Source organism: Streptomyces altiplanensis (assembly GCF_053591575.1).
Window position 1 is genome coordinate 1 of sequence record NZ_JBSFUB010000026.1, and the last position, 23,105, is coordinate 23,105.

General features: G+C 71.7%; 23 protein-coding genes and 1 pseudogene. 11 read left to right on the forward strand and 13 right to left on the reverse strand.

All coding sequences use genetic code 11. The features are described 5' to 3' along the window. On the reverse strand, nucleotides 1-338 hold a 338-nt coding region (locus ACWD0Y_RS14560; protein WP_450260689.1), incomplete at its 3' end, for a hypothetical protein. A gap of 105 nt (nucleotides 339-443) precedes the next feature. On the opposite strand from ACWD0Y_RS14560, the gene ACWD0Y_RS14565 reads away from it, so the two are divergent. Beyond that, the gene (locus ACWD0Y_RS14565; RefSeq protein ID WP_450260749.1) at nucleotides 444-1,574 is read left to right on the forward strand and encodes a DUF5937 family protein; all 1,131 of its coding nucleotides are present in this window, start codon (nucleotides 444-446) and stop codon (nucleotides 1,572-1,574) included. 104 nt (nucleotides 1,575-1,678) lie between these two features. Here the strand turns inward: ACWD0Y_RS14565 and ACWD0Y_RS14570 are convergent, their stop codons facing one another. Together ACWD0Y_RS14570 and ACWD0Y_RS14575 are read right to left on the reverse strand one after the other, a co-directional pair. Continuing rightward, on the reverse strand, nucleotides 1,679-2,821 hold the full coding sequence (locus ACWD0Y_RS14570; protein WP_450260690.1) for an NADH-quinone oxidoreductase subunit D: 1,143 nt from the start codon (nucleotides 2,819-2,821) through the stop codon (nucleotides 1,679-1,681). Between the two features lie 187 nt (nucleotides 2,822-3,008). Then, the gene (locus ACWD0Y_RS14575; protein WP_450260691.1) at nucleotides 3,009-3,989 is read right to left on the reverse strand and encodes an SAM-dependent methyltransferase; all 981 of its coding nucleotides are present in this window, start codon (nucleotides 3,987-3,989) and stop codon (nucleotides 3,009-3,011) included. 96 nt (nucleotides 3,990-4,085) lie between these two features. On the opposite strand from ACWD0Y_RS14575, the gene ACWD0Y_RS14580 reads away from it, so the two are divergent. Continuing rightward, nucleotides 4,086-5,288 carry a sensor histidine kinase gene (locus tag ACWD0Y_RS14580; protein ID WP_450260692.1) on the forward strand — a complete coding sequence of 401 codons (1,203 nt, stop codon included), beginning with the start codon at nucleotides 4,086-4,088 and terminating at the stop codon, nucleotides 5,286-5,288. A gap of 65 nt (nucleotides 5,289-5,353) precedes the next feature. Further along, nucleotides 5,354-6,040, forward strand: a complete 687-nt coding sequence (locus ACWD0Y_RS14585) for a response regulator (protein ID WP_450260693.1) — start codon at nucleotides 5,354-5,356, stop codon at nucleotides 6,038-6,040. A 57-nt stretch (nucleotides 6,041-6,097) separates the two neighbouring features. Here ACWD0Y_RS14585 and ACWD0Y_RS14590 read toward each other — a convergent pair whose 3' ends face one another. The 4 genes from ACWD0Y_RS14590 to ACWD0Y_RS14605 all read right to left on the reverse strand — a co-directional run bounded on the left by ACWD0Y_RS14590 (nucleotide 6,098) and on the right by ACWD0Y_RS14605 (nucleotide 9,664). Next, nucleotides 6,098-7,114: a hypothetical protein gene (locus tag ACWD0Y_RS14590; protein ID WP_450260694.1), complete on the reverse strand. Its 1,017-nt coding sequence runs from the start codon at nucleotides 7,112-7,114 to the stop codon at nucleotides 6,098-6,100. An 85-nt stretch (nucleotides 7,115-7,199) separates the two neighbouring features. Beyond that, nucleotides 7,200-8,180 (reverse strand): ABC transporter substrate-binding protein, encoded by a 981-nt coding sequence (locus ACWD0Y_RS14595; protein WP_450260695.1) that lies wholly within the window; start codon nucleotides 8,178-8,180, stop codon nucleotides 7,200-7,202. A 50-nt stretch (nucleotides 8,181-8,230) separates the two neighbouring features. Next, complete coding sequence (locus tag ACWD0Y_RS14600) at nucleotides 8,231-8,920, reverse strand: ABC transporter permease (RefSeq protein WP_450260696.1); 690 nt, start codon at nucleotides 8,918-8,920, stop codon at nucleotides 8,231-8,233. Nucleotides 8,921-8,923: 3 nt separating this feature from the next. Next, nucleotides 8,924-9,664, reverse strand: a complete 741-nt coding sequence (locus ACWD0Y_RS14605; protein ID WP_450260697.1) for an ABC transporter permease — start codon at nucleotides 9,662-9,664, stop codon at nucleotides 8,924-8,926. A gap of 129 nt (nucleotides 9,665-9,793) precedes the next feature. On the opposite strand from ACWD0Y_RS14605, the gene ACWD0Y_RS14610 reads away from it, so the two are divergent. From ACWD0Y_RS14610 to ACWD0Y_RS14645, 8 genes and pseudogenes are all read left to right on the forward strand, one after another. Further along, the gene (locus tag ACWD0Y_RS14610) at nucleotides 9,794-10,960 is read left to right on the forward strand and encodes an ABC transporter ATP-binding protein (RefSeq protein ID WP_450260698.1); all 1,167 of its coding nucleotides are present in this window, start codon (nucleotides 9,794-9,796) and stop codon (nucleotides 10,958-10,960) included. 156 nt (nucleotides 10,961-11,116) lie between these two features. Further along, nucleotides 11,117-12,457: pseudogene (locus ACWD0Y_RS14615) on the forward strand (phosphatidylglycerol lysyltransferase domain-containing protein); the annotation flags it as partial. Between the two features lie 64 nt (nucleotides 12,458-12,521). Next, a complete protein-coding gene (locus ACWD0Y_RS14620; RefSeq protein ID WP_255306033.1) occupies nucleotides 12,522-12,974 on the forward strand; it encodes a MarR family winged helix-turn-helix transcriptional regulator in 453 nt (150 codons plus the stop codon). A 16-nt stretch (nucleotides 12,975-12,990) separates the two neighbouring features. Continuing rightward, complete coding sequence (folP, locus tag ACWD0Y_RS14625) at nucleotides 12,991-13,860, forward strand: dihydropteroate synthase (RefSeq protein ID WP_450260699.1); 870 nt, start codon at nucleotides 12,991-12,993, stop codon at nucleotides 13,858-13,860. Continuing rightward, nucleotides 13,857-14,309, forward strand: a complete 453-nt coding sequence (locus tag ACWD0Y_RS14630; RefSeq protein WP_450260700.1) for a nuclear transport factor 2 family protein — start codon at nucleotides 13,857-13,859, stop codon at nucleotides 14,307-14,309. The genes folP and ACWD0Y_RS14630 overlap by 4 nt, the downstream gene beginning before the upstream one ends. A 190-nt stretch (nucleotides 14,310-14,499) precedes the next feature. Continuing rightward, the gene (folB, locus tag ACWD0Y_RS14635) at nucleotides 14,500-14,859 is read left to right on the forward strand and encodes a dihydroneopterin aldolase (RefSeq protein WP_093799744.1); all 360 of its coding nucleotides are present in this window, start codon (nucleotides 14,500-14,502) and stop codon (nucleotides 14,857-14,859) included. Then, nucleotides 14,856-15,455 (forward strand): 2-amino-4-hydroxy-6-hydroxymethyldihydropteridine diphosphokinase, encoded by a 600-nt coding sequence (gene folK / locus ACWD0Y_RS14640; protein ID WP_450260701.1) that lies wholly within the window; start codon nucleotides 14,856-14,858, stop codon nucleotides 15,453-15,455. The genes folB and folK overlap by 4 nt, the downstream gene beginning before the upstream one ends. A gap of 115 nt (nucleotides 15,456-15,570) precedes the next feature. Further along, on the forward strand, nucleotides 15,571-16,053 hold the full coding sequence (locus ACWD0Y_RS14645) for a DUF3180 domain-containing protein (protein WP_450260702.1): 483 nt from the start codon (nucleotides 15,571-15,573) through the stop codon (nucleotides 16,051-16,053). 62 nt (nucleotides 16,054-16,115) lie between these two features. Here ACWD0Y_RS14645 and ACWD0Y_RS14650 read toward each other — a convergent pair whose 3' ends face one another. The 6 genes from ACWD0Y_RS14650 to ACWD0Y_RS14675 all read right to left on the reverse strand — a co-directional run bounded on the left by ACWD0Y_RS14650 (nucleotide 16,116) and on the right by ACWD0Y_RS14675 (nucleotide 23,057). Further along, the gene (locus tag ACWD0Y_RS14650) at nucleotides 16,116-17,111 is read right to left on the reverse strand and encodes an aldo/keto reductase (RefSeq protein ID WP_450260703.1); all 996 of its coding nucleotides are present in this window, start codon (nucleotides 17,109-17,111) and stop codon (nucleotides 16,116-16,118) included. A 51-nt stretch (nucleotides 17,112-17,162) separates the two neighbouring features. Continuing rightward, the gene (folE, locus tag ACWD0Y_RS14655; protein ID WP_093799747.1) at nucleotides 17,163-17,768 is read right to left on the reverse strand and encodes a GTP cyclohydrolase I FolE; all 606 of its coding nucleotides are present in this window, start codon (nucleotides 17,766-17,768) and stop codon (nucleotides 17,163-17,165) included. A gap of 124 nt (nucleotides 17,769-17,892) precedes the next feature. Next, nucleotides 17,893-19,926, reverse strand: coding sequence for an ATP-dependent zinc metalloprotease FtsH (ftsH, locus tag ACWD0Y_RS14660; RefSeq protein WP_450260704.1), 2,034 nt, complete (start codon nucleotides 19,924-19,926; stop codon nucleotides 17,893-17,895). A 197-nt stretch (nucleotides 19,927-20,123) separates the two neighbouring features. Beyond that, on the reverse strand, nucleotides 20,124-20,663 hold the full coding sequence (hpt, locus tag ACWD0Y_RS14665; RefSeq protein WP_037647340.1) for a hypoxanthine phosphoribosyltransferase: 540 nt from the start codon (nucleotides 20,661-20,663) through the stop codon (nucleotides 20,124-20,126). Nucleotides 20,664-20,707: 44 nt separating this feature from the next. Next, a complete protein-coding gene (gene tilS / locus ACWD0Y_RS14670; protein ID WP_450260705.1) occupies nucleotides 20,708-21,751 on the reverse strand; it encodes a tRNA lysidine(34) synthetase TilS in 1,044 nt (347 codons plus the stop codon). Nucleotides 21,752-21,926: 175 nt separating this feature from the next. After that, nucleotides 21,927-23,057, reverse strand: a complete 1,131-nt coding sequence (locus ACWD0Y_RS14675; protein ID WP_450260706.1) for a zinc-dependent metalloprotease — start codon at nucleotides 23,055-23,057, stop codon at nucleotides 21,927-21,929. Between the last annotated feature and the right edge of the window lie 48 nt (nucleotides 23,058-23,105).

The window sequence follows — 23,105 nt, forward strand, 5'->3', positions numbered from 1 at the left end:
GGCGTCGGCCAGGAGCTGACGGGCGAAGCCGGAGTTGCGGAGGTTGCCGGTCCGCGCGGGGGGCGCCGGGACCCGCCGGGCGGGTTCGCGCGGTGCGGGGGCGGGGTACGGAGCGGCGGGCGGCCGGGGCGCGGAGCGCGGAGCGCGAGCAGGTTCGTCAGTGCGGTCCGGAGCCGGCGGGCCAGCGGCGGCCGGCCCTCGACCACCGCGCGGAAGCGCCAGTAGTCGCGGACCTCCCGGACCGCCTGCCAGTCGTTGAGGCCGGGCGCCGGCGGGACGGGGGCGCCGAGCCGGGTGGCGCGACAGGCGTCGAGCATGTGCTGCTGAGTGGCGTTCATGTCCTCACCATGCGTACACCGCACCGCGCACCGCGCTTCGTTTGACGACCCCCGTCAATCGGCGGCCGCACTGTCGGTGCCGGCGGGCACGATGGGCCCATGAGCGTGTCCATCGACATCACCGGCCTGCCGTCCGAGCGCATCGCCTTCGAGACCTCCCCGCTGGCGGAGCTCGGCATGGCCCTGCACGCCCTGTCCGAATCCGGCCACCATCCGGGGCTGCACGGCTGGGCGACCGCGACCGCCGCCTCCCTGAAGCCGGACCTCGCCGACCGGCTGAGCGAGGCGGACTTCCTGTGGCGCAGCACGTTCTCCGACGTCTTCATGCCGTTCGCCGGCGTGCGGGGCGGCGACGGCAGGACGGGCGCGACACTCAGCGAGGACCTGGACGCGCTGGACCGGCTGGACGACGAGCGGTTCGTCTCCTCGGCACTGGAGTTCACCTGCTCCAGTACGTACGGCACCGGCGGCCCCTCCCCGCTCGTCGATCCGGCGGTGCGCGAACGCGCGCTGGACCTCGCCGCCGCGCGCGGGCCGAAGCAGACGGACTTCGCGCGGCGGCTGCTGGCCGGCCCCGCGTCCGTACGGGCCTGGCTGCGGCGGCTCTTCGAAGACTGCGACCAGGCGTTCTTCGCCGACACCTGGCGCCGCACACGGGTCCAGCTGGCCGCCGACGCCCGGCACAAGGGCGAACTGCTGCGCCACAAGGGCCTGGCGGAGGCGCTGCACGCGGTCTCCCCCGCGCTGACCCTGGTGGAGAGCGGCGGCGCGGGCGGGGCCAGGATCCGTATCCACGTCGACAAGCTGGCCGACGGCCGCACCAGCGCCGTGGAGGCGGCGGTCGGCGCGGGGCTCACCTTCGTCCCGTCCAGCTTCGGCTGGCCGCACCTGTCCGTCCTGCACGCTCCCGGCTGGCGGCCGGTGATCCACTACCCGGTCGGCGCCCCCGAACTGCCGAGCCCGGCCTCGGTGGAGCTGCTGAAGCTGCGGATGGAGGCGCTGGCCCACCCGATGCGCATGCGCCTGTGCCGCAACCTGGCCCGCTCTCCGTACACGACGGGCGAGCTCGCCGACACGCACGGCATCACCGCGCCCGAGGTCTCCCGCCACCTGTCGGTCCTGAAGAAGGCCGGCCTGCTGACGACACAGCGCCGCGGCCGGTACGTCCTGCACAGCCTGGACCTCCAGGTGGTGTCCCGGCTGGGCAGCGACTTCCTGGAGGGCGTACTGCGCTAGGCGGTGACACGCGCCCGGCCTCGCCCGTTCTTGCGCGGCCTTGCCCGTCCTCGCACGCCGGCGCGCACTTCCCGGGGGGGCCCGGTCGGGTGGCGGTGCCCCGGTTATTTGTCGATGTCGCCGACGACGAAGAAGAGCGACCCGAGGATCGCCACCATGTCGGCGACGAGCGTTCCCGGGAGCAGCTCCGTCAGGGCCTGGATGTTGTTGAACGACGCCGAGCGCAGCTTCAGGCGGTACGGCGTCTTCTCGCCCTTCGAGACGAGGTAGTAGCCGTTGATGCCGAGCGGGTTCTCGGTCCAGGCGTAGGTGTGGCCCTCCGGGGCCTTCAGCACCTTCGGCAGCCGCTGGTTGATCGGGCCGGGCGCGAGGTCGGCCATGCGGTCCAGGCAGGCGTCCGCCAGGTCCAGGGCGTTGTGCGTCTGGTCGAGGAGGACCTCGAAGCGGGCGAGGCAGTCGCCCTCGGTCCGGGTGGCCACCTTGAGGGTGTCCTGGAGCTCTCCGTAGGCGAGGTACGGCTCGTCGCGCCGGAGGTCGAAGTCGACGCCGGAGGCGCGGGCGATGGGGCCGCTCACCCCGTACGCGTGCACGGCCTCGGGCGACAGCACGCCGACGTCGCGCGTACGGCCGCGGAAGATCTCGTTGCCGAGGACGAGGCTGTCGTACACCTCCATCCGGGACCGGACGTCCGCGACGGCCTCGCGGGCCCGGCCGAGCCAGCCCGCGGGCAGGTCCTCCTTGAGGCCGCCGACCCGGTTGAACATGTAGTGGATGCGGCCGCCGGAGACCTCCTCCATGACGGCCTGGAGCTCTTCGCGCTCGCGGAAGGCGTAGAAGACGGGGGTGATTCCGCCGAGTTCGAGGGGGTACGACCCGAGGAACATCAGGTGGTTGAGCACCCGGTTCAGCTCGGCGAGGAGCGTGCGGGTCCACACGGCGCGCTCCGGGACCTCCATGCCGAGCATGCGCTCGACGGCCATGACGACGCCCAGCTCGTTGGAGAAGGCGGACAGCCAGTCGTGACGGTTCGCGAGCATCACGATCTGGCGGTAGTCGCGGGCCTCGAAGAGCTTCTCCGCACCCCGGTGCATGTAGCCGATGACCGGCTCGGCGTGCTGGATGCGCTCGCCGTCGAGCACGAGTTTGAGGCGGAGGACGCCGTGCGTGGAGGGATGCTGGGGGCCGATGTTGAGCACCATGTCGGTGCTCTCCGCCGCGCCGCCGATGCCGACCGTGGTCTCCGTCATGCGGACAGTATCCCCCGGCGGGGTGGGGCGGGGACGGGGCGGGTGGACGGGCCGGCGGGCGGGGCGGGCGCGGGGTCGCGTGGAGGTGCGGGGTCGGGGTGGGCGGTGCGGGCGCGGGGTCGCGTGGGGGCGGGGTGTGGGGCCGGTGGCGTGCGACGCGGGAGCGGTGGCCGGTCCCCGGGGTCTCTCACCCGGCCGGCGGGAGCGGCTGGGTCAGCCAGGTGAAGTCGCCCAGGCCGCCCCGGGCCGTGAGCTCCGCCGCCTCGCCCGCCCCCGCCAGCGCTCGTACGTACGCCGCCGGGTCCGTGGACGCCAGGGCCAGCGGGGGGCGGCCCGCCGTCACGCCCAGGCGGTGCAGCGCCTCCCGCTGCGACAGCAGCTCCGCGCCCGGCAGCGCGCACGCGTCCAGTGCGACGTGGGACGTGAGGTCGCATGTGCCGTCCGGGACCGGGCGTACCTCCCGGCCCGCCCGGAAACCCGTCAGCGTGCCGAAGGGCGGTCGCGCCGCGCGCGTGTGGGCGTAGTCGACGGCGACCGCCAGGCCCGCGTCGAGCGTCGCGACCGCCGCCGCCCACGCCGCGTCGCGCGGGCGGCCGATCTCCGCCCGCAGTCCGGGCCCGCCGCCGTGCGGCCACGGCCACCAGCGCGCGAGCCACTCGGCGTCCGCCCCGGTCACCGGGTCGCCGAGGCGCTCCTCTCCGTCCCGGCGTACGAGCACGTACCGCGCGGCACCCGCCGTGTCCGTCTCGGCCACCTCCACCGGGACGTTGTCCAGCCACTCGTTCGCGAACAGCAGCCCGGCCACGCCCGACGGCGGCTCGGCGAGCCACTCGACGCGGTCGTCCAGACCGGCCGGGCGGGGCGCGCGTTCCACGGCGTACGCCCTCACTCGCGCCGAAAGCTCCGGCTCCAGCGCCGCGAGTACCGCCGTCACCAGCTCGCCCCGGCCCGCCGCGACGTCGACCAGCGCGAGCTCCCTCGGGTGGCCGAGCGACGCGTCGACGTCCCCGAGCAGCCGGGCGACCGCTCCCGCGAACAGCGCGGACGCGTGCACCGACGTACGGAAGTGCCCCGAGGGGCCCGGTCCTTCGGGGGCCACGTAGAAACCCCCGGGGCCGTACAGCGCCTGCTCCGCCGCCTCCCGCCACCCATGCCACTCATCCGTCACGACACCAAGTCTCCACCTTGGGGAGTAGGCTCCGGCTCACCGGATCGCTCCTCCGGTTGACCCCTGCACCTCTTCGTTTTCCCTACGCTGGGTTACGTGCAACGCCTCTACGATTTCATCCGCAGGCACCCGACGAGTGTCGACAGCTTCTGGGCTGTGACGCTCTTCGGGTTCTCCCTGCTGTGGGCCGTCCAGGCGTCCATGGGCACCGAGCCACGCATCGCGGCCGTCCCGATCATCACGCTGCTCTCCCTCGTGGTGGCCCTGCGCCGCCGCGCGCCGGAGAAGATGCTGCTGCTGGCCCTCCTGATGGGCGTCGCCCAGCTCGTGTTCGACGTGGAGATCAACCCGGCCGACTGGGCCATGCTCGTCATCATCTACACCGTCGCCGCGAGCGACGGGCCCCGCTGGGCCTCACGGGTCGCGCTCGCCGGCGGCCTGGCCGCGGCTCCCCTGGCGCAACTGCGCTGGCCCCCGCCGGACAGCGGCCCGGCCCTCGCGTCGGTCTTCTTCGTGATCGTCATGGCCCTGCCGTTCGCGCTGGCGTGGGTGCTCGGCGACTCGCTGCGGACCCGGCGCGCGTACTTCGCCGAGCTGGAGAAGCGCGCCACGCGCCTGGAGAAGGAGCGCGAGGCGCAGTCGAAGGTGGCCGTCGCCGCCGAACGGGCCCGTATCGCCCGTGAACTGCACGACGTCGTCGCGCACAACGTCTCCGTGATGGTGGTCCAGGCGGACGGCGCGGCGTACGTCCTGGACGCCTCGCCCGCCCAGGCCAGGCAGGCGCTGGAGACCATCTCGACGACCGGGCGCCAGGCGCTCGCCGAGATGCGGCGGCTGCTGGGCGTCCTGCGGACCGGCGAGCCGCAGGAGGGCGGCGAGTACGTGCCGCAGCCCGACGTCGAGCAGATCGAGGACCTCGTGGAGCAGGTACGGACGGCCGGGCTGACGGTCGACTTCAAGGTCGAGGGCACGCCGCGGCCACTGCCGAGCGGGGTGGAGCTCACGGCGTACCGCATCGTGCAGGAGGCCCTCACCAACGCGCGCAAGCACGGCGGTCCGGACGTGGGCGCGAGCGTACGGCTCGTCTACTTCGACGACGGGCTGGGCCTGCTCGTCGAGGACGACGGGCGGGGCGCGACGCACGACCTGTACGAGGACGGCGGCGCGGACGGGCAGGGCCACGGCCTCATCGGCATGCGCGAGCGCGTCGGTATGGTCGGCGGCACGCTCGACGCGGGGCCGCGGCCGGGCGGCGGCTTCCGGATCAGCGCGCTGCTCCCGCTCAAGCCGGCCCACTGAGCCCCTCCCCTGTCCCCTTCCCCTGCCCGTTCCCCCGCCTGCGCCGACGAAAGGCACCCCATCCCATGTCCATCCGCGTGATGCTCGTAGACGACCAGGTGCTGCTGCGCACCGGCTTCCGGATGGTCCTCGCCGCCCAGCCGGACATGGAGGTCGTCGCCGAGGCCGGTGACGGGGCGGAGGCGATCGAGGTGCTGCGCGCCACGGCGGTGGACGTCGTTCTGATGGACGTACGGATGCCGAAGCTGGACGGGGTCGAGGCGACGCGGCGCATCTGCGCGGACCCCGGGGCACCGAAGGTCCTCATCCTGACCACCTTCGACCTGGACGAGTACGCGTTCTCCGGGCTGAAGGCGGGGGCCAGCGGCTTCATGCTGAAGGACGTGCCGCCGGCCGAACTGCTGGCCGCCATCCGCTCGGTGCACAGCGGGGACGCGGTCGTCGCGCCGTCGACCACGCGGCGCCTGCTGGACCGCTTCTCGCCGATGCTGCCGGGCACGGGCAAGGAGACGAAGGCGGCCGACACCGCGCTGGCCCGGCTGACCGACCGTGAGCGGGAGGTGATGCTGCTTGTGGCGCAGGGGCTGTCGAACGGCGAGATCGCGGCCCGGCTGGTGCTGTCGGAGGCCACCGTCAAGACCCATGTCGGCCGCATCCTGGCCAAGCTCAACCTGCGCGACCGCGTCCAGGTCGTGGTCCTGGCGTACGAGTCGGGGCTGATCCGCGCGGGCGGCGGCCACGCGTCCGCGTAGGGCGCGTAGGGCACGCAGGACGAGCCGGCCGCGCCGGCCGTCGGCCGCCGGCCCCGTTCACGAGATGGCGCTGCGCAGCTCCACCACGTCGAGCTGTTCCGTCTCGTCGTGGGCCGTCAGGTCGATGACCTGGCCCACCACCGGGGCCGCCGAGTCCCGGCGCGCAGCCGCCAAGGCCTCCTGGCCGACCACGTCCGCGAGGTCCTCGTCCTGGACGGCTTCGATCGCCGCCTCGGCCGACTTCTGGGTGCCGAAGAAGTCGAAGCCGCCCTGCACGCGCGAGGCGCGGCGGCGCTGGGCGGCGTACGGCATGTCGGCGGAGGCCGCCGCGGCGCGGCGCGAGACGATGGCGGACGACGGGCGCGCGCGGTCCGGAAGGGACACGGCGTCGGTGCCGGCGGCCGCCTCGTGCTTCCCCTCCGGCTCCGCCACCCCGCGTCCCTGGGCCTCGCGCCCCTGGCCGACGGCGCCCCGTACGTCACGGCTCCGCACTTCGCGCGACCTCCGGGCCTCCTGGTCCGCCGCGTCGCGCGCGAGCTTGTCCAGCGCCATGGAAGCCCGCAGGTACGCGGACGGCGTCGGCGAACTGCCCGCCGCGGGCAGCGCCTTCGCGGGAGCCGACGCCTCGATCGCCAGCAGCCGCCGGCCCTCCAGTGCGCTGGCCCGCTCGGTCTCCGCGGTCGCGTAGCGCCGCAGCAGCGCGGCGTGCTCGCCGCGCAGGGCGGCCAGTTCGACCCGCTTGCTGCGCAGTTTCGCGTCGAGCCTGGCGCGCAGCTCGCGCGACTCCTCCAGGTCCGACTCGAGGTCCGCTATCCGCTCCTCGGTCTTCCACTCGTCGCTGACGCGGGCCCGCGTCAGCTCGGCCACCCGCCGGCCCGCCGACCGGTCCCAGCCGCGCATGAGGACCGCGCCGGTGACCGCCGCGGCCGAGGCCGCGGCCACCAGGCCGCGCAGCACCACCGGTTCCGCGAACAACCAGGCGCCGGCGGCGCAGAGTATCGACGCGCCGGCGACCGCCGAAGGCGGAAGGATCCTGTGCAGGGGTGGCGAATGGCGGTGGCGTCCACGTGGCATGGCCTGAAATTTACCGTGCGTACGCGGGAGATGGGGACCCGCCCGGCAATCTGTTCCCGGGCGGTTACCCAATTCCTTGCGTGATCTACTTCTTGATCAGGCCCTTGGACTCCAGATACTCCTTCGCCGCGTCGGCGGGCTTCGCCCGGTCGGAGTCGATCTTGCGGTTCAGCTCCACCAGATCATCGGTCGTCAGCACCTTGGTGAGCTTGCCGAGAGCATCGGCTATCTCCTGCGTTCCGGCGTCCTTCGCATTGACCACCGGCAGTACGTTGTCGGCGTTCTGGAGCTTCTTGTCGTCTTCCAGGAGTACGAGCCCGAAGCTCTCCAGCGTCGCGTCGGTCGTCGTGGTCAGCACCAGCTGATCGGCGCCGTCCTTGACGGCCTGCTTGGACTGCGGAGTGCCTACGCCCTTGGGGTCGACGCCGGTGACGTCGATCCCGTACTCCTTCTTCAGGCCCGGTGCGCAGAAGGGCCGGATCTCGCATTCGTCGCCCGCCGCGATCTTCACCTTCAGCTTGGACTTACCAAGATCGGAAAGCGTCTTGAGGTTGTTCTTCTCGGCGTATTCCTTGCTCACCGCGAAGGCGTTCTGGTCGACCGCCCCGCCGGCCGGCAGCACCTTCAGTCCGCGCGGCTCCGCGAGCTTCTCCAGCGCTTCGAAGGTGGCGGTCACATCGCTGGACGCGACCGGATTCTTCTCCGGCGCCTCGGGTCCGTTCGCCTTCGCGTTGAGAAATTCGGCAAGCGTAGCGGCGTATTCCGGTACGACGTCGATCTCGCCCTTCTCCAGGGCGGGTGCGTACAGTTCGCGGTTCTCCACGGTCTTGACGGAGGTGCCGTATCCGGCGTCGGAGAGGAGCTGCGCGTACAGCTCGGCCAGCACCTTCGACTCGGTGAATCCGGCCGAACCCACCACCAGTGAGCCCTTCTTGCCGGCCTCGCCGGTCTCGGCCGCGCCGCCGTCCCTGCCCTTCTCCAGGCTCTCACCGCCGCATGCCGCCAGCCCGCCGGCCAGCGCGATCACGGCCACTACCGCACCCGCTGTGCGCGAGGTCCTGCTCATGACGTTCACCATCCAAGAGGAGAAATAGGGGAAACAATCCGGAGAGTCCGTCAGGCGGCCGGCCGGTCCGCGCCGCGCCGCCGCCGCATCGGGTCGAGCAGCCGGTCCGCCGCCACCAGCACTCCCTCGACCAGGAGCGCGAGGACGGCGACGAGCAGTGCTCCCGCCACCACCTGCGGCGTGTCGTACGTGTTGAAACCGGCCGTGATGATCCGGCCGAGGCCGCCCTCGCCCGCCATCGCGGCGAGCGTGGCCGTGGCGACCACCTGGACGGCCGCCGACCTGAGCCCGGTCATGACCAGCGGGTACGCGAGGGGCAGCTCGACCCGTACGAACACCTGCCACCCCGACATGCCCATCCCGCGCGCGGCCTCCACCACCGCCCGGTCCACCTCCCGCATGCCGATGTACGCGTTGGTCAGCAACGGCGGTACGGCGAACAGCACCAGCGCGATGATCGTCGGCAGGTCACCCTGCCTGCCCAGCGGGGTGAGCGTCAGCAGGACCAGCACCGCGAGGGTGGGGACCGCCCGCCCCGCGTTGGAGAGGTTGACGGCGAGCGCGCCGCCCCGGCCCACGTGCCCGAGCCAGAGCGCCACCGGCAGCGCGATCAGACAGGACAGCAGCAGGCACACACCGCTGAAGTACAGATGCTCGGCGAGCCGGTTCCAGATGCCGCTCTCGCCCTGCCAGTTGGCACCGGACGCCAGCCAGGCGAAGGCTTCCCCGATCGCTCCCACGGCTCAGCCGGCCTTGGCGGCAGAGGCGGGGACAGGGGCGGTGCGGGCGGTACGTATGCGCGGTGCACGCGGCCGGGTCCACGGCGTCAGCAGTCTTTGCAGCCCGAGCAGCAGCAGGTCGGCCGCCACCGCCAGCAGCACACAGATCACCGAAGCGGTGAGCACCTGCGCCTTGAAGAGGGAGTCGAGGCCGTCCACGATCAGCGTCCCCAGACCGCCGTATCCCACGATCGCGCCGACCGTCGTCAGGGCGACCGTCGAGACGGTCGCGATCCGCACCCCGGCGAGCAGCGCCGGGAGCGCCAGCGGCAGCTCGACCTCCCACAGCAGCCGCCCGCGTCCGTACCCCATGCCCAGCGCGGCCTCCCGCGCCTCCGCCGGCACCGCTTCGAGCCCGGCCAGGATGTTGCGCACGAGAACGGTCAGCGAATAGAGGACCAGCCCCGTGACCACCACGGCCGCCGAAAGCCCGAACACCGGCAGCAGCAGCGAGAACATCGCGAGTGAAGGGACCGTGTAGAGCACGGTCGTGAGGCCGAGGACCGGTCCCGCGAACCGGGACCGGCGGCCGTCCCGGTCACGCGCGAGCAGGGCCAGCGGGAAGGCGATCAGCAGGCCGATCAGCACGGAGACCAGGGTGATCCACACATGCTGGACGGTCGCGTCGGTCAACTCCTGGCCCCGGGAGCGGACGTACTCCCCGCAGATCCAGTCGTTCGCCGTCAGGCAGCTTTGGCCGCTCATGCCGCCCCGCCTCCCCCCGAGATCCCGAACTCATGTCTGACGACCCTATCCCCGGCCACTGACAGCCACCGGAATCCGCCGTGTTCCCGCACCATGGTCCTGACACCGGAACGGCCACAAGGGGGACTCATGATCCGATTCGAGCACGTCACCAAGCGGTACGCCGACGGCACCACCGCCGTCGACGACCTCTCCTTCGAAGTCGCCGAGGGTGAACTGGTCACGCTCGTCGGGCCTTCCGGCTGCGGCAAGACCACCACCATGAAGATGGTGAACCGGCTGACGGAGCCGACCGGCGGCCGGATATTCCTCGACGGGGACGACATCTCCACCATCGACCCGGTACGGCTGCGCCGCCGCATCGGCTATGTGATCCAGCAGGTCGGCCTCTTCCCCCACAAGACGGTTCTGGACAACACCGCGACCGTGCCCCACCTCCTCGGTGTCAAACGTGCCAAGGCCCGCGAGCGCGCCGCCGAACTCCTCGACCTGGTCGGCCTCGACCCGTCCGTCCACGGCCACCGCTACCCCGACCAGCTCTCCGGCGGCCAGCGCCAACGCGTCGGTGTGGCCAGGGCCCTGGCGGCCGACCCGCCCGTACTCCTGATGGACGAGCCCTTCGGCGCGGTCGACCCGGTGGTCCGCGAGCATCTCCAGAACGAATTCCTGCGGCTCCAGTCCCAGGTGCGCAAGACCGTCCTCTTCGTCACCCACGACATCGAGGAGGCCGTCCGGCTCGGCGACCGCATCGCCGTCTACGGACAGGGCACGATCGAGCAGTTCGACGCCCCGGCCGCCGTCCTCGGGGCGCCCGCCACCCCGTACGTCGCGGATTTCGTGGGCGCGGACCGCGGCCTCAAGCGCCTCTCCGTCACGCCCATCGAGCCGGGCGACCTGGAGCAGCCGCCGGTCGTCCATCTCGACGACCCGGTCGGGAAGGCTGCCGCCGAGCTGAGCTCCGAGGGGGCCCGGTGGGCCGTCGTCCTCGACAGCTCCGACGATCTGCACGGCTGGATCTCCGCGGAACAGGCGCGGACGGCCACCGGGACCGTACGCGAGCACGCCCGCCGCATGGAGGCGTGGCTGCCCGTCGGCGCCTCCCTCAAGCAGGCCTTCTCCACGATGCTCCAGCACGACGCGGGGTGGATCGCGGTCATCGACGAGGAGGGCGCGGGACGCTTCCTCGGCGTCCTCACACCGGCCCGTCTCCACGAGGCGCTGCGCCGTTCCATCGACGCGGACGCGCAGGCCGTTCCCCGTACGGCGGTGGAGGTGGAGTCCGTCGGCCGAGGCTGAGCCGCCGGCCCGTCCGCCGGCCCGTCCACCGGCTTTCCGGCTGATGATTTTCCGCGCGCGAGTGAACCCGGCCCCCGGATGCTCCGTCCTAGAGGGCGCAAATTGTCCGAATGCTTCGGCACGGACAGAAGATCTCTCGCAGAGCCACGGGAAGCGATGTCTATCAGCCTGGACGCGGACGACTCAGGGGCGGTTCCGGACCGGACACGACGGATACGGGGTGTCCGGGGTGTACGGCGGATCCTGCGGGGCCCGCGTCCCGAGCGGGTGCCCTCCCTGGCCGGTACGGCCTGCGCGGTCGTGGGGATCCTCGACATCGCCGCCGGCGTCTTCCCGCGCTTTCGGCACAGCAGGATGCACGCCGCCGCGGAGGTGCCGCCCGGGGCGCTCGGCCCGTTCGCGGCCGCCCTCGCGATCAGCGCGGGCGTACTGCTGCTGTTTCTCGCGCACGGCCTCAGGCGCCGCAAACTCCGTTCCTGGCGGGCCGCCGTGGTCCTGCTGCCCGCCGGAGCGGCGGCGCAGTTCACATACCGTCACTCGGTCATCGGCGTACTGCTCCCGGTGGCGCTGCTGGTGCTCCTGGGGCGCCACCGCGGCGAGTTCGCGGCCCTGCCCGATCCGCGCAGCCGCTGGAAGGCGCTCGCCAACTTCTTTCTCCTGGGCGCCGGTTCGCTCGTCATCGGCCTCGCCGTCGTCAGCTCGCACCCGGCGAAGGTGATAGGCGACCCGAGCGTGGCGGAGCGTCTGGAACACGTACTGTACGGGCTCTTCGGCTTCGAGGGCCCCGTCGGCTACACGGGCGGGGCCTCCTCGGCCGTCGGCCACTCGCTCGGCGCCCTGGGCCTGCTCACCGCCGTCACCACCCTCTACCTGGCCCTGCGGCCCGAGCACCCGGCGACCCGTCTCACCGCCGACGAGGAGCAGCGGCTGCGCGCCCTGCTGGCCCGGCACGGCGGCCGCGACCCCCTGGGCCACTTCGCGCTGCGCCACGACAAGGCCGTCGTCTTCTCCCCCAGCGGCAAGGCCGCCGTCACCTACCGCGTCGTCTCCGGCGTGATGCTCGCCAGCGGCGACCCGATCGGCGACGTGGAGGCCTGGCCGGGAGCCATCGAACGCTTCCTGGACGAGGCCAGGACCCACTCCTGGACCCCCGCCGTGATGGGCTGCAGCGAGGCCGGCGGTGAGGTGTGGACCCGCGAGAGCGGGCTCGACGCACTGGGGCCCGGGGACGAAGCGGTGGTGCACGTGCCGGATTTCTCCCTGGCCCGGCGTGCCATGCGCACCGTACGCCGGAGGGCCAGGCGCATCGAACGGAGCGATTACGGAACCCGTGCGCACCGCGTCCGTGACATCGGCGTCGGCGTCGGCGAGCCGGAGCGCGTCGGGCGGGCCGCCGACCGGCGCGGCACGGACACCGGGCGCGTTTTCTCCATGCCCCTCGGCCGCATCGGGGAGCCCGGCGGCGGGGACCGTGTGATCGCGACCGCCCACGCGGCCCCGCGGGCGAATGGCAGGCATCAATGCTTTAGATCATCAAGTTTCGCGCGATAGGCTGCCCCCCATGGCAGAGACAATCCGGACGATCCCCACCGAGGCCCAGCTCATGGAACGGCTCGCCGAGGCCTTCAGCGGCTACTACGGCGACTTCTCCCTGGCCGCCGCCGAGGCGGGCCTCACCGCCAGCCAGGCCAAGACCCTCGGTGTGCTGCGCGCGGCCCCCGCCTCGATGCGCGCCCTCGCCACCACCCTGGCCTGCGACGCCTCCAACATCACCGGGATCATCGACCGGCTGGAGAAGCGCGATCTCGTACGCCGCGAGGTCAGCCCCACCGACCGCCGCGTCAAGAACGTCGTCCTCACCCCCGCGGGCGAGGAGACCATCGACGCCATCCGGGCCCGCATGCACACCACCCGCGCCGCCCTCGGCGCCCTCGACGACTCCGGCCGCGCCATCCTCCACGACCTCCTCGGGCGCGTCTTCTGCGGTTCGCGCGGTCCGGGCACCACCGCCTGACGCCTACGCTGGACGCATGAGTACGTTGCGCACGCGTGGCCGGGTCGAGGGTCTGCCGGAGTGGGACCGCTGTGCGGTGATGGGGGTCGTCAATGTGACGCCCGACTCCTTCTCCGACGGCGGCCGCTGGTTCGACACGACCGCCGCGGTCAAGCGCGGCCTGACCCTCGTCGCCGAGGGCGCCGACCTGATCGACGTCGGCGGCGAGTCGACCCGCCCCGGTGCCTCCCGCGTCGACGCGGACGAAGAACTGAAGCGGGTGATCCCCGTGGTGCGCGGCCTCGCCTCCGAGGGCGTCACCGTCTCCGTGGACACCATGCGCGCCGCCGTCGCCGAACAGGCGGTCGCGGCGGGCGCGGTCCTGGTCAACGACGTCAGCGGCGGTCTGGCCGACCCCGCCATGATCCCGGCGGTCGCGGCGGCCGGAGCGCCCTTCGTCGTCATGCACTGGCGCGGCTTCAGCGAGCAGATGAACAGCCGTGCGGTCTACGCCGACGTGGTCGGCGAGGTCGTCTCCGAACTGCGCGCGCGCGTGGAGGCCGTGATCGCGGGCGGCATCGCCCCCGAGCGCATCGTCGTCGACCCGGGCCTGGGTTTCGCCAAGCAGGCCGAACACGACCTGGCCCTGGTCGCCCACCTCGCCGACCTGCGCGCCCTGGGCCACCCCCTCCTGGTCGCCGCCTCCCGCAAGCGGTTCCTCGGCCGTGTGCTGGCGGCCGAGGCCGGCGAGGGAGCCTCCCCGCCGCCCGCCCGCGAACGGGACGCGGCCACCGCCGCCGTCTCCGCCATCGCCGCCCACGAGGGCGCCTGGGCGGTGCGCGTCCACGAGGTACGGGCGACCGCCGACGCCGTACGGGTCGCCAGGGCCGTAGAGGGAGCCCGGTGAGCCCCGCGCCCACGGACGCCGAGCAGGTCGAACTGGCCAACACGGCGTTCTACGAGGCCGTGGAGCGCGGTGACTTCGAGGAGCTGTCGACGCTCTGGCTCGAGGACGAGGTCTCCTGCGTCCACCCGGGCTGGCCGGTGCTGACGGGACGCGGCGAGGTGCTCCGCTCGTACGCCCTGATCATGGCCAACACGGAGTACATCCAGTTCTTCCTCACAGACGTGAAGGTGACGGTGCTCGCCGACACCGCGGTGGTGACCTGCACCGAGAACACGCTCAGCGGCGGCCCGGCCGAGGAGGCCGGCGAGCTGGGCCCGCTGGTCGGCCAGCTGATCGTGGCCACCAACGTGTTCCGGCGCACCCGGGAGGGCTGGAAGCTGTGGTCGCACCACGGGTCTCCCGTTCTGGCCGAAACCGATGACGAAGAGGACGACGAGACACCCGCCTGAGTGGGTAGGGGCCTGTGGAAGGTTGGCGTCCGGACTCCCTGGGTAGGGGCGGCTACCAGCCGGACGCGCTTCTGTCCATAGCCCCCATGGGCGCCCGGTGTCAGTACCCGCAGGTAGATTCGGGCAAGGGTGGCATGCCGACCGCACTCGGCATGTGCCCTTGTTCTCTACGACAGCAGGAGTGATTCGCGTGGATCGTGTCGCGCTGCGCGGCCTCAAGGCCCGTGGGCACCACGGCGTGTTCCCCCGGGAGCGCGAGGAAGGCCAGACCTTCATCGTCGACCTGGTTCTCGGTCTCGACACCCGCCCCGCGGCGGCCGACGACGACCTGGCGAAGACCGTGCACTACGGCGTCGTGGCGGAGGAGGTCGTGGAAGTCGTCCAGGGCGAACCGGTCGACCTGATCGAGACGCTCGCCGAGCGGATCGCCCAGCAGTGCCTCAAGCACGACGGTGTGGAGGAGGTCGAGGTCTGCGTCCACAAGCCGGACGCCCCGATCACGGTCCCCTTCGACGACGTGACCATCACCATCACCCGGAGCCGAGTATGAACCGCACACCGAGTGACCCCACCGTGCAGCCGGTACCCGCCTCCGTGGTGGAGCAGGTGGACGCCGCGGACATCACGCTGTCCAACCCGAAACGGGCCGTGATCTCCCTCGGCTCGAACCTGGGCAACCGCCTGGAGACCATCCAGGGCGCGATCGACGCCCTGGAGGACACCCCGGGCCTGCGGGTCAAGGCCGTCTCCCCGGTGTACGAGACGGAGCCCTGGGGCGTCGACCCCGGCTCCCAGCCGTCGTACTTCAACGCGGTCGTCGTCGTCAAGACCACCCTGCCGCCGTCCTCCCTGCTGGAGCGCGGCCAGGCCATCGAGGAAGCCTTCGACCGGGTCAGGGAGGAGCGCTGGGGTCCGCGCACGATCGACGTGGACATCGTGGCGTACGCCGACGTGGTCTCCGAGGACCCGGCCCTCACCCTTCCCCACCCCCGCGCCCACGAGCGGGCCTTCGTGCTCGCCCCGTGGCGCGACGTGGATCCCGAGGCCCAGCTGCCCGGCCGCGGCCCCGTCGTGGAGCTGCTCGACGGCGTCGGCGCGGGCGGCGTACTCCCCCGCCCCGACCTGGAACTCCGTCTGCCCGAGTAGTCGTTAGGCTGACGGGCCAGTGACGGATCAGTGACGGACCGCTGGCGGCCCGGCAGTGACCACGACCTGATGATCATGACTGGATGATCGTGACCGCATGTGAGGGGCGCTCTCGGTGAAGCAACTTCGGCTCGGGGTACTGGCCGGTCTCTTCGCCGCGGCAGGAGTCCTGTCCTGGGGCGGCGCCCGCCTCTGGGACACCGTCGGCACACTGCCGAGCGTGCCGCTCGCGGCGCCCGTCGTGCTGGCCGTGATCGCCGTCGTGCTCCTGGCGACCGCGCTCTCGATCCGTTCCCGGCTGCGCGCCCAGCGTGAGCGCCGCCCGGGCGCGAAGGGCGTGGAGCCGCTGATGGCGGCCCGCGCGGTGGTGTTCGGCCAGGCGAGCGCGCTCGTCACGTCCCTGGTCTGCGGGATGTACGGCGGCGTGGGTGTCTTCCTGCTGATGAACAGCCTCGACGTCCCCGCCCGCCGGGACCAGGCCATTTACGCGGGCCTGTCCGTCCTGGCGGGCGCGGGCGTCGTCGCGGCGGCGTTCTTCCTGGAGCGGGTCTGCAAGCTCCCCGACGACGAGGACAAGGGCGCCGCCCCCGCGGCCTGAGCCCTTCCGGACCGGGGGACCGGCGCGGGGAGGGAGCGCCCTCCGTGCTTCTCGCGGGCGCCCTACAGCAGCGTGCCGCCCTCGACGCTGGTCTGCGCGAGGATCGCGTCCAGCCGCTCCAGTACGCCGGCGGGCAGCTCCACCCGCGCGGCTGCCAGGTTCTCCCGGATGTGGGCGGGCGTACGGCTGCCGGGGATCGGCACGACGTGCTCGTCCTGGTGCAGCAGCCAGGCCAGTGCCAGCTGCGCCGGGGTGATCGAGAGCTCCTCGGCGACGGCCCGCACCGGCGCGAACCGGTCCTTGTTCGTCTGCTGGTTGGCGGCGTCGAAACGCGGCATCTGCCGCCGGAAGTCGCCCTCCTTCACCTCGCCGACCGTGCCGGTGAGGAAACCGGCACCCAGCGGCGACCAGGCGACGAGGCCCACACCCAGCTCACGGGCGGCGGCCAGCAGCTCCGGGTCCACGGGCCGCCACATCGACCACTCGGTCTGCACGGCCGCCACCGGGTGCACCGCGTGCGCGGCGCGCAGCTGTCCGGCCGTCACGTTCGAGAGTCCCAGGTGGCGCACCAGGCCGGCACTGATCAGGTCGGCCACGGCGCCCACGGTGTCGGCCAGCGGCACCTGCGGGTCCGGGAAGTGCGGGTAGTACAGGTCGATGCGGTCGGTGCCGAGCTCGCGCAGGCTGGCCTCGGCGTAACCGCGTACGTGCTTGGGATCGGCATTGACCGCCAGCTCGCCGAAGGCGAAGCCGACCGGGAAGGGGTGCGCCTCGACGCCCTCCGGGAGCCGGAAACCGAACTTGGTCGCGATGACGACCTCGTCGCGCCGGCCGCGCAGGGCCTTGCCGACGAGCCGCTCGTTGTGGCCGTCCTGGCCGTAGCCGTCGGAGGTGTCGACGAAGGTGGCGCCCGCGTCGAGCGCGGCGAGCATCGCCCGCTCGCCGCGCTCGTCGTCGATCTCCCCGTAGACCCCGGGCGAGAGGACCATCGCGCCGAAGCCGAGTGCGGACACGTCCAGGCCGCCCAGGCGGCGTATGGGCAGCAGGTTCTCAGTCATGCGCCCGATGCTTGCACAACACCGCTTCCGCCAGGGGAAGTTGGCCGGATATCAGCGGGCCATGATCAGGCTCATCGCCTCGTTGCGCGTCGCCGCGTCCCTGAGCTGCCCGCGCACCGCGGAGGTGATGGTCTTCGCGCCGGGCTTGCGGATACCGCGCATCGACATGCACATGTGCTCGCACTCGATGACCACGATCACGCCGCGCGGCTCCAGGATCTCCATCAGGGAGTCGGCGACCTGCGTGGTGAGCCGCTCCTGCACCTGCGGACGGCGGGCGAAGACGTCGACCAGCCGCGCCAGCTTCGACAGGCCGGTGATCTTGCCACTGGTCGCCGGGATGTACCCGACGTGGGCGACCCCGCGGAACGGGACCAGGTGGTGTTCACACGTACTGAACACCTCGATGTCCTTGACCAGGATCATCTCGTCGTGACCCAGGTCGAACGTCGTCGTCAGTACGTCCTCGGGCTTCTGCCACAGGCCGGCGAATATCTCCCTGTACGCCCGTGCCACGCGCCCCGGAGTGGCCAGCAGCCCCTCCCGGTCCGGGTCCTCCCCGACCGCGATGAGGAGCTCGCGCACGGCGTTCTCGGCCCGCTTCTCGTCGAACTCGCCGATCGAGCCTTCGCCGTCCAACGTCACCGGGTCGGTCATCTGTGCCTCGTTCCTGTGCTTTCACATGACGCAAACGTTCCGGCGTACGAAAACGCCGCGTCCCCCAGGCTAAAACCTGGGGGACGCGGCGTTCATTCCGGGCCCCGCGGGGGCTCCGGAGCGATCAGCTCTCGGGGCGCTCCTCGGGAATCGCCTCGGTGGCCTGGACGTCCGTGGAGCCGGCCGTCACCGCGGGAGTCACACCGTTGGCAGCGGCGCCGTTGGTGAGGGAGAGCTCCTTCGGGGAGAGCACCGGCGGCCGCGTGGACGGCGTACGGCGGGAAGAACCGGTCCACGCGGGGCGGGCCGGACGCTTCACGATCGGGCTGAAGATCTCGGCGATCTCCTCCTTGTTCAGCGTCTCCTTCTCCAGGAGGGCCAGAACCAGGTTGTCGAGAACGTCGCGGTTCTCGACGAGGATCTCCCACGCCTCGTTGTGCGCGGTCTCGATGAGCTTCTTGACCTCTTCGTCGACCAGTGCGGCGACCTCTTCCGAGTAGTCGCGCTGGTGACCCATGTCACGGCCGAGGAACGGCTCGGAGCCGTCCTGGCCGAACTTGATCGCGCCGAGACGCTCGGTCATGCCGTACTGCGTGACCATCGCGCGGGCCGTGGCGGTGGCCTTCTCGATGTCGTTCGAAGCGCCCGTGGTCGGGTCGTGGAACACCAGTTCCTCGGCCGCACGGCCGCCCATCATGTAGGCGAGCTGGTCCAGCATCTCGTTGCGCGTGGTCGAGTACTTGTCCTCGTCCGGGAGCACCATCGTGTAACCGAGGGCGCGCCCGCGGGACAGGATGGTGACCTTGTGCACCGGGTCGCTGTTCGGAGAGGCCGCCGCGACCAGGGCGTGTCCGCCCTCGTGGTACGCGGTGATCTTCTTCTCCTTCTCGCTCATGATCCGGGTCCGCTTCTGCGGTCCGGCCACGACGCGGTCGATCGCCTCGTCCAAGGAGTGGTTGTCGACCAGCTTCTTGTCACTGCGGGCGGTCAGCAGCGCGGCCTCGTTCAGCACGTTCGCCAGGTCGGCGCCGGTGAAGCCGGGCGTACGACGGGCGACGGCCCGCAGGTCGACCTCCGGCGTGACCGGCTTGCCCTTCGCGTGCACCTTGAGGATCTCGAGACGGCCCTGGAGGTCCGGGCGGTCGACCGCGATCTGCCGGTCGAAGCGGCCCGGGCGCAGCAGCGCCGGGTCGAGGATGTCGGGCCGGTTCGTGGCGGCGATCAGGATGACGCCGCCCTTCACGTCGAAGCCGTCCATCTCGACGAGCAGCTGGTTGAGGGTCTGCTCGCGCTCGTCGTGACCGCCGCCCATGCCGGCACCGCGGTGCCGGCCGACGGCGTCGATCTCGTCGACGAAGACGATCGCCGGGGCGTTCGCCTTGGCCTGCTCGAAGAGGTCACGCACACGCGAGGCACCGACACCGACGAACATCTCGACGAAGTCGGAACCGGAGATCGAGTAGAACGGGACGCCGGCCTCGCCCGCGACAGCACGCGCGAGCAGCGTCTTGCCCGTACCGGGCGGGCCGTACAGCAGCACACCCTTGGGGATCTTGGCGCCGACGGCCTGGAACTTCGCCGGCTCCTGGAGGAACTCCTTGATCTCGTGGAGCTCCTCGACCGCCTCGTCGGACCCCGCCACGTCGGCGAACGTCGTCTTCGGGGTGTCCTTGGTGATGAGCTTGGCCTTGGACTTCCCGAACTGCATGACCCGGGAGCCGCCGCCCTGCATCTGGTTCATCAGGAACAGGAAGACGACCACGATGAGGACGAAGGGGAGCAGGGAGAGCAGAATCCCGACGAAGGCGTTCTGCTTGGTGGGGGAGACCGTGTAGCCCTTTTCGATGTCCCCGCTGTCGAACTTCGACTGCAGCTTGTTGGCGAGCGCGACGCCCTGGTCGCCGATGTAGCTCGCCTGGATCTTGCTGCTGTCCTTGACCTTCTGGCCGTTCTTCAGCTCGACCTTGATGACCTGTTCGTCACCGGTCGTCAGCTTGGCCTGCTTGACCTGGTTCTTGTCGATCGTCTGGACGACCTCGGCAGTGTCCACCGTCTTGTAGCCGCCGGACGAGCCGACAACCTGCATCAACACGACCACGGCGAGGACGGCCAGCACGATCCACATGACCGGCCCACGGAAGTATCGCTTCACGTCCATCCATACGGGGCGGTAGTCGCCCCGTCCCTCCTGCCCGTAGGTAAATGCTGCTGTTTAAAAAGACTGTCCTTCGGACGGTACCCCAGCATTGTCACCCGCGACTGCCGGGGACGGCCGGTGAACCTGCCTTCCCATGCTCCAACGGCGGGACACGGTCGGAGGTTCCCGGCAAGCGGGGCGCGGCTCCGCCTGCCGGCTCAGCCGCCGTAGACGTGCGGCGCGAGCGTGCCGACGAAAGGCAGGTTCCGGTACTTCTCGGCGTAGTCCAGGCCGTAGCCGACGACGAACTCGTTGGGGATGTCGAAGCCGACCCACTTCACGTCGAGCTGGACCTTCGCCGCCTCGGGCTTGCGCAGCAGCGTGCACACGTTCAGGGAGGCGGGCTCACGCGACCCGAGGTTCGACAGCAGCCAGGAGAGCGTCAGGCCCGAGTCGATGATGTCCTCGACGATCAGGACGTGCTTGCCCTTGATGTCGGTGTCGAGGTCCTTGAGGATGCGCACGACACCGGAGGACTGGGTGCCCGCGCCGTACGACGAGACGGCCATCCAGTCCATCGTGACGGGGGTGGACAGGGCACGCGCCAGGTCCGCCATGACCATCACGGCGCCCTTGAGGACACCGACGATGAGCAGGTCCTTGCCCGCGTACTCCGCATCGATCTTCGCGGCCAGCTCGGCCAGCTTCGCGTCGATTTCTTCCTTGGTGATGAGCACCGACTTGAGGTCGGTGCCCATGTCCTTCTCGTTCACCCGGGTCACTTTCGTAGTGCTTCAGCGCATCAGCCCTGCCGAATGACCAGTCTGCCACCCTGCCGCCGCGCCTCCACCCGGCCGGGGAGGTTGATGGCTCCCTGCCCGCGCCAGCCGGTGATCAGCCGGTCGACCTCTTCGACGTGCCGTGCGAAGAGCGCTCCGGCCGGCGAGCCCGCCGAGATGGCCGCCCGGCGCAGGACGCGGCGGCGTACGGCCGGGGGCAGGGCGTAGAGCTTGACGCACTCCAGGTGGCCGGATTCGTCCCGTACGGACGCGTCCGCCTCGGCGGCCCAGCCGTCCAGGGCGTCGGCGTCGTCCCGGGAGAGCTGTGCCGTCCGGGCCAGGGCCTCGACGACGCCTTTGCCGAGTGCCTTCTCCAGGGCCGGCAGGCCGTCGTGGCGCAGCCGCGAGCGCGTGTAGGCGGGGTCGGTGTTGTGCGGGTCGTCCCAGACGGGCAGCGACTGGACCATGCACGCCTTGCGGGCGGTCTGCCGGTCGAGCTGGAGGAAGGGCCTGCGGTAGCGGCCGGCGCCGGTCACGGCGGCCATGCCGGACAGCGAGCGGATGCCGGACCCGCGGGCGAGGCCGAGCAGGACCGTCTCGGCCTGGTCGTCGCGCGTGTGGCCGAGCAGCACCGCGGCGGCGCCGTGGCGCTCCGCGGCGGCGTCCAGCGCGGCGTAGCGGGCGTCGCGGGCGGCCGCTTCGGGGCCGCCGGCGCGGCCGACGGTCACCGCGACGGCCTCGACGGGGTCGAGACGCAGTGCGGCGAGGCGGTTGACGACCTCGTCGGCCCGTACGCCGGAGCCCTCCTGGAGGCCGTGGTCGACGGTGACGCCGCCTGCCTGGATGCCGAGCTTGGGTGCTTCGAAGGCGAGGGCGGAGGCGAGCGCCATGGAGTCGGCGCCGCCGGAGCACGCCACCAGCACGAGCGGCGGGGGCGGCTCGTGCGGGGGTGCGCCCGGTACGGCGACCGGTGCCGTGGCCGTGCGTGAGGTGATGTCGTTGAGTACGTCGTGGAGTACGCGGCGGACCGCCAGGCGTATCGCTGCGACCGCAGGATGGGGACCCATGTCCGGTGCCCTTCGGTGAAGTTGGGGGTGCCTCGGGAGGAGAAGCCAGTCACTCAGAGTGCGTCGATGGTGACAGAGCCGAGCCATTACCCGAGCATCGCACGCCTACTCAGCCCTCACGGTCCCTCGGATGGGTGATTGAAGGGGCGTTCTCCTGCCGTCGGCCGGATCCGGCTCACGGCTCTCCCCTACGGTGCACCCGCGCGACCCAGTCCGCCGGTTTGGCGATCTCGGCCTTGGTGGGAAGCGTGTTCGGGGAGGTCCAGACGCGGTTGAAGCCGTCCGTCCCGACCTCCTCCACCACGGCCCGCACGAAACGCTCACCGTCCCGGTACTGGCGGAGCTTGGCGTCCAGACCGAGCAGTTTGCGCAGGGCGAGGTCGAGGCGGCTCGCGCCGCGGGCCCTGCGCTGCTGGAACTTCTCGCGGATCTCGGCGACGGACGGCACCACGTCGGGGCCCACGCCGTCCATCACGAAGTCGGCGTGGCCCTCGAGCAGCGACATGACCGCGGTCAGGCGGCCCAGGATCTCGCGCTGGGCGGGGGTCTGGACGATCTCGACGAGGCTGCGGCCGCCGTCCTCGCCCTCCTCGCCCTCGGGACGGCCGCCGGCCAGCGACTGGGCCGCCTCGCGCAGCCGCTCCAGGACCGTCATCGGGTCGACCTCGGTCTCGGCGAGGAACGACTGGATTTCGCCCTCCAGGTGGTCGCGCAGCCAGGGCACGGCCGTGAACTGGGTGCGGTGGGTCTCCTCGTGCAGGCAGACCCAGAGCCGGAAGTCGTGCGGGTCCACTTCGAGCTCCCGCTCGACGTGCACGATGTTGGGGGCGACGAGCAGGAGGCGGCCGCCGCCGGTACCGGCGGGCAGCTCGCGGGAGGGCGGGGCGAACGTCTCGTACTGCCCGAGGACGCGCGAGGCGAGGAAGGAGAGCAGCATGCCGACCTCGACGCCGGTCACCTTGCCGCCGACCGCGCCGAGCACGGCGTTGCCGGGGCCCGAGCCCCTGCGTTCCTGCATCTTGCCGAGGAGCGGCCGCAGCACCTCCCGGAATCCGGCGACGTTCGCCCTGATCCAGCCGGCCCGGTCGACGACGAGAACCGGGGTGTCCTGCGGCTCGTGCCCCTCGGGGATCATCCGCGTGAAGGAGCGGACGTGCTCCTCGGAGGCCTTGGCGTGCCGGCGGAGCTCGGCGACGACGGCTCGCGCCTCGTCCCGGCTCACGTCGGGGCCCGGCCTCACCAGTCGGGTCGCGGTCGCCACCGCGAGGTTCCAGTCGACCATCTCCGCACCACTGATGCTCGTCATGCGTCAACCGTACGTTGTCGACCGGGCCCGCGGTCAGGTGTTGTCCTC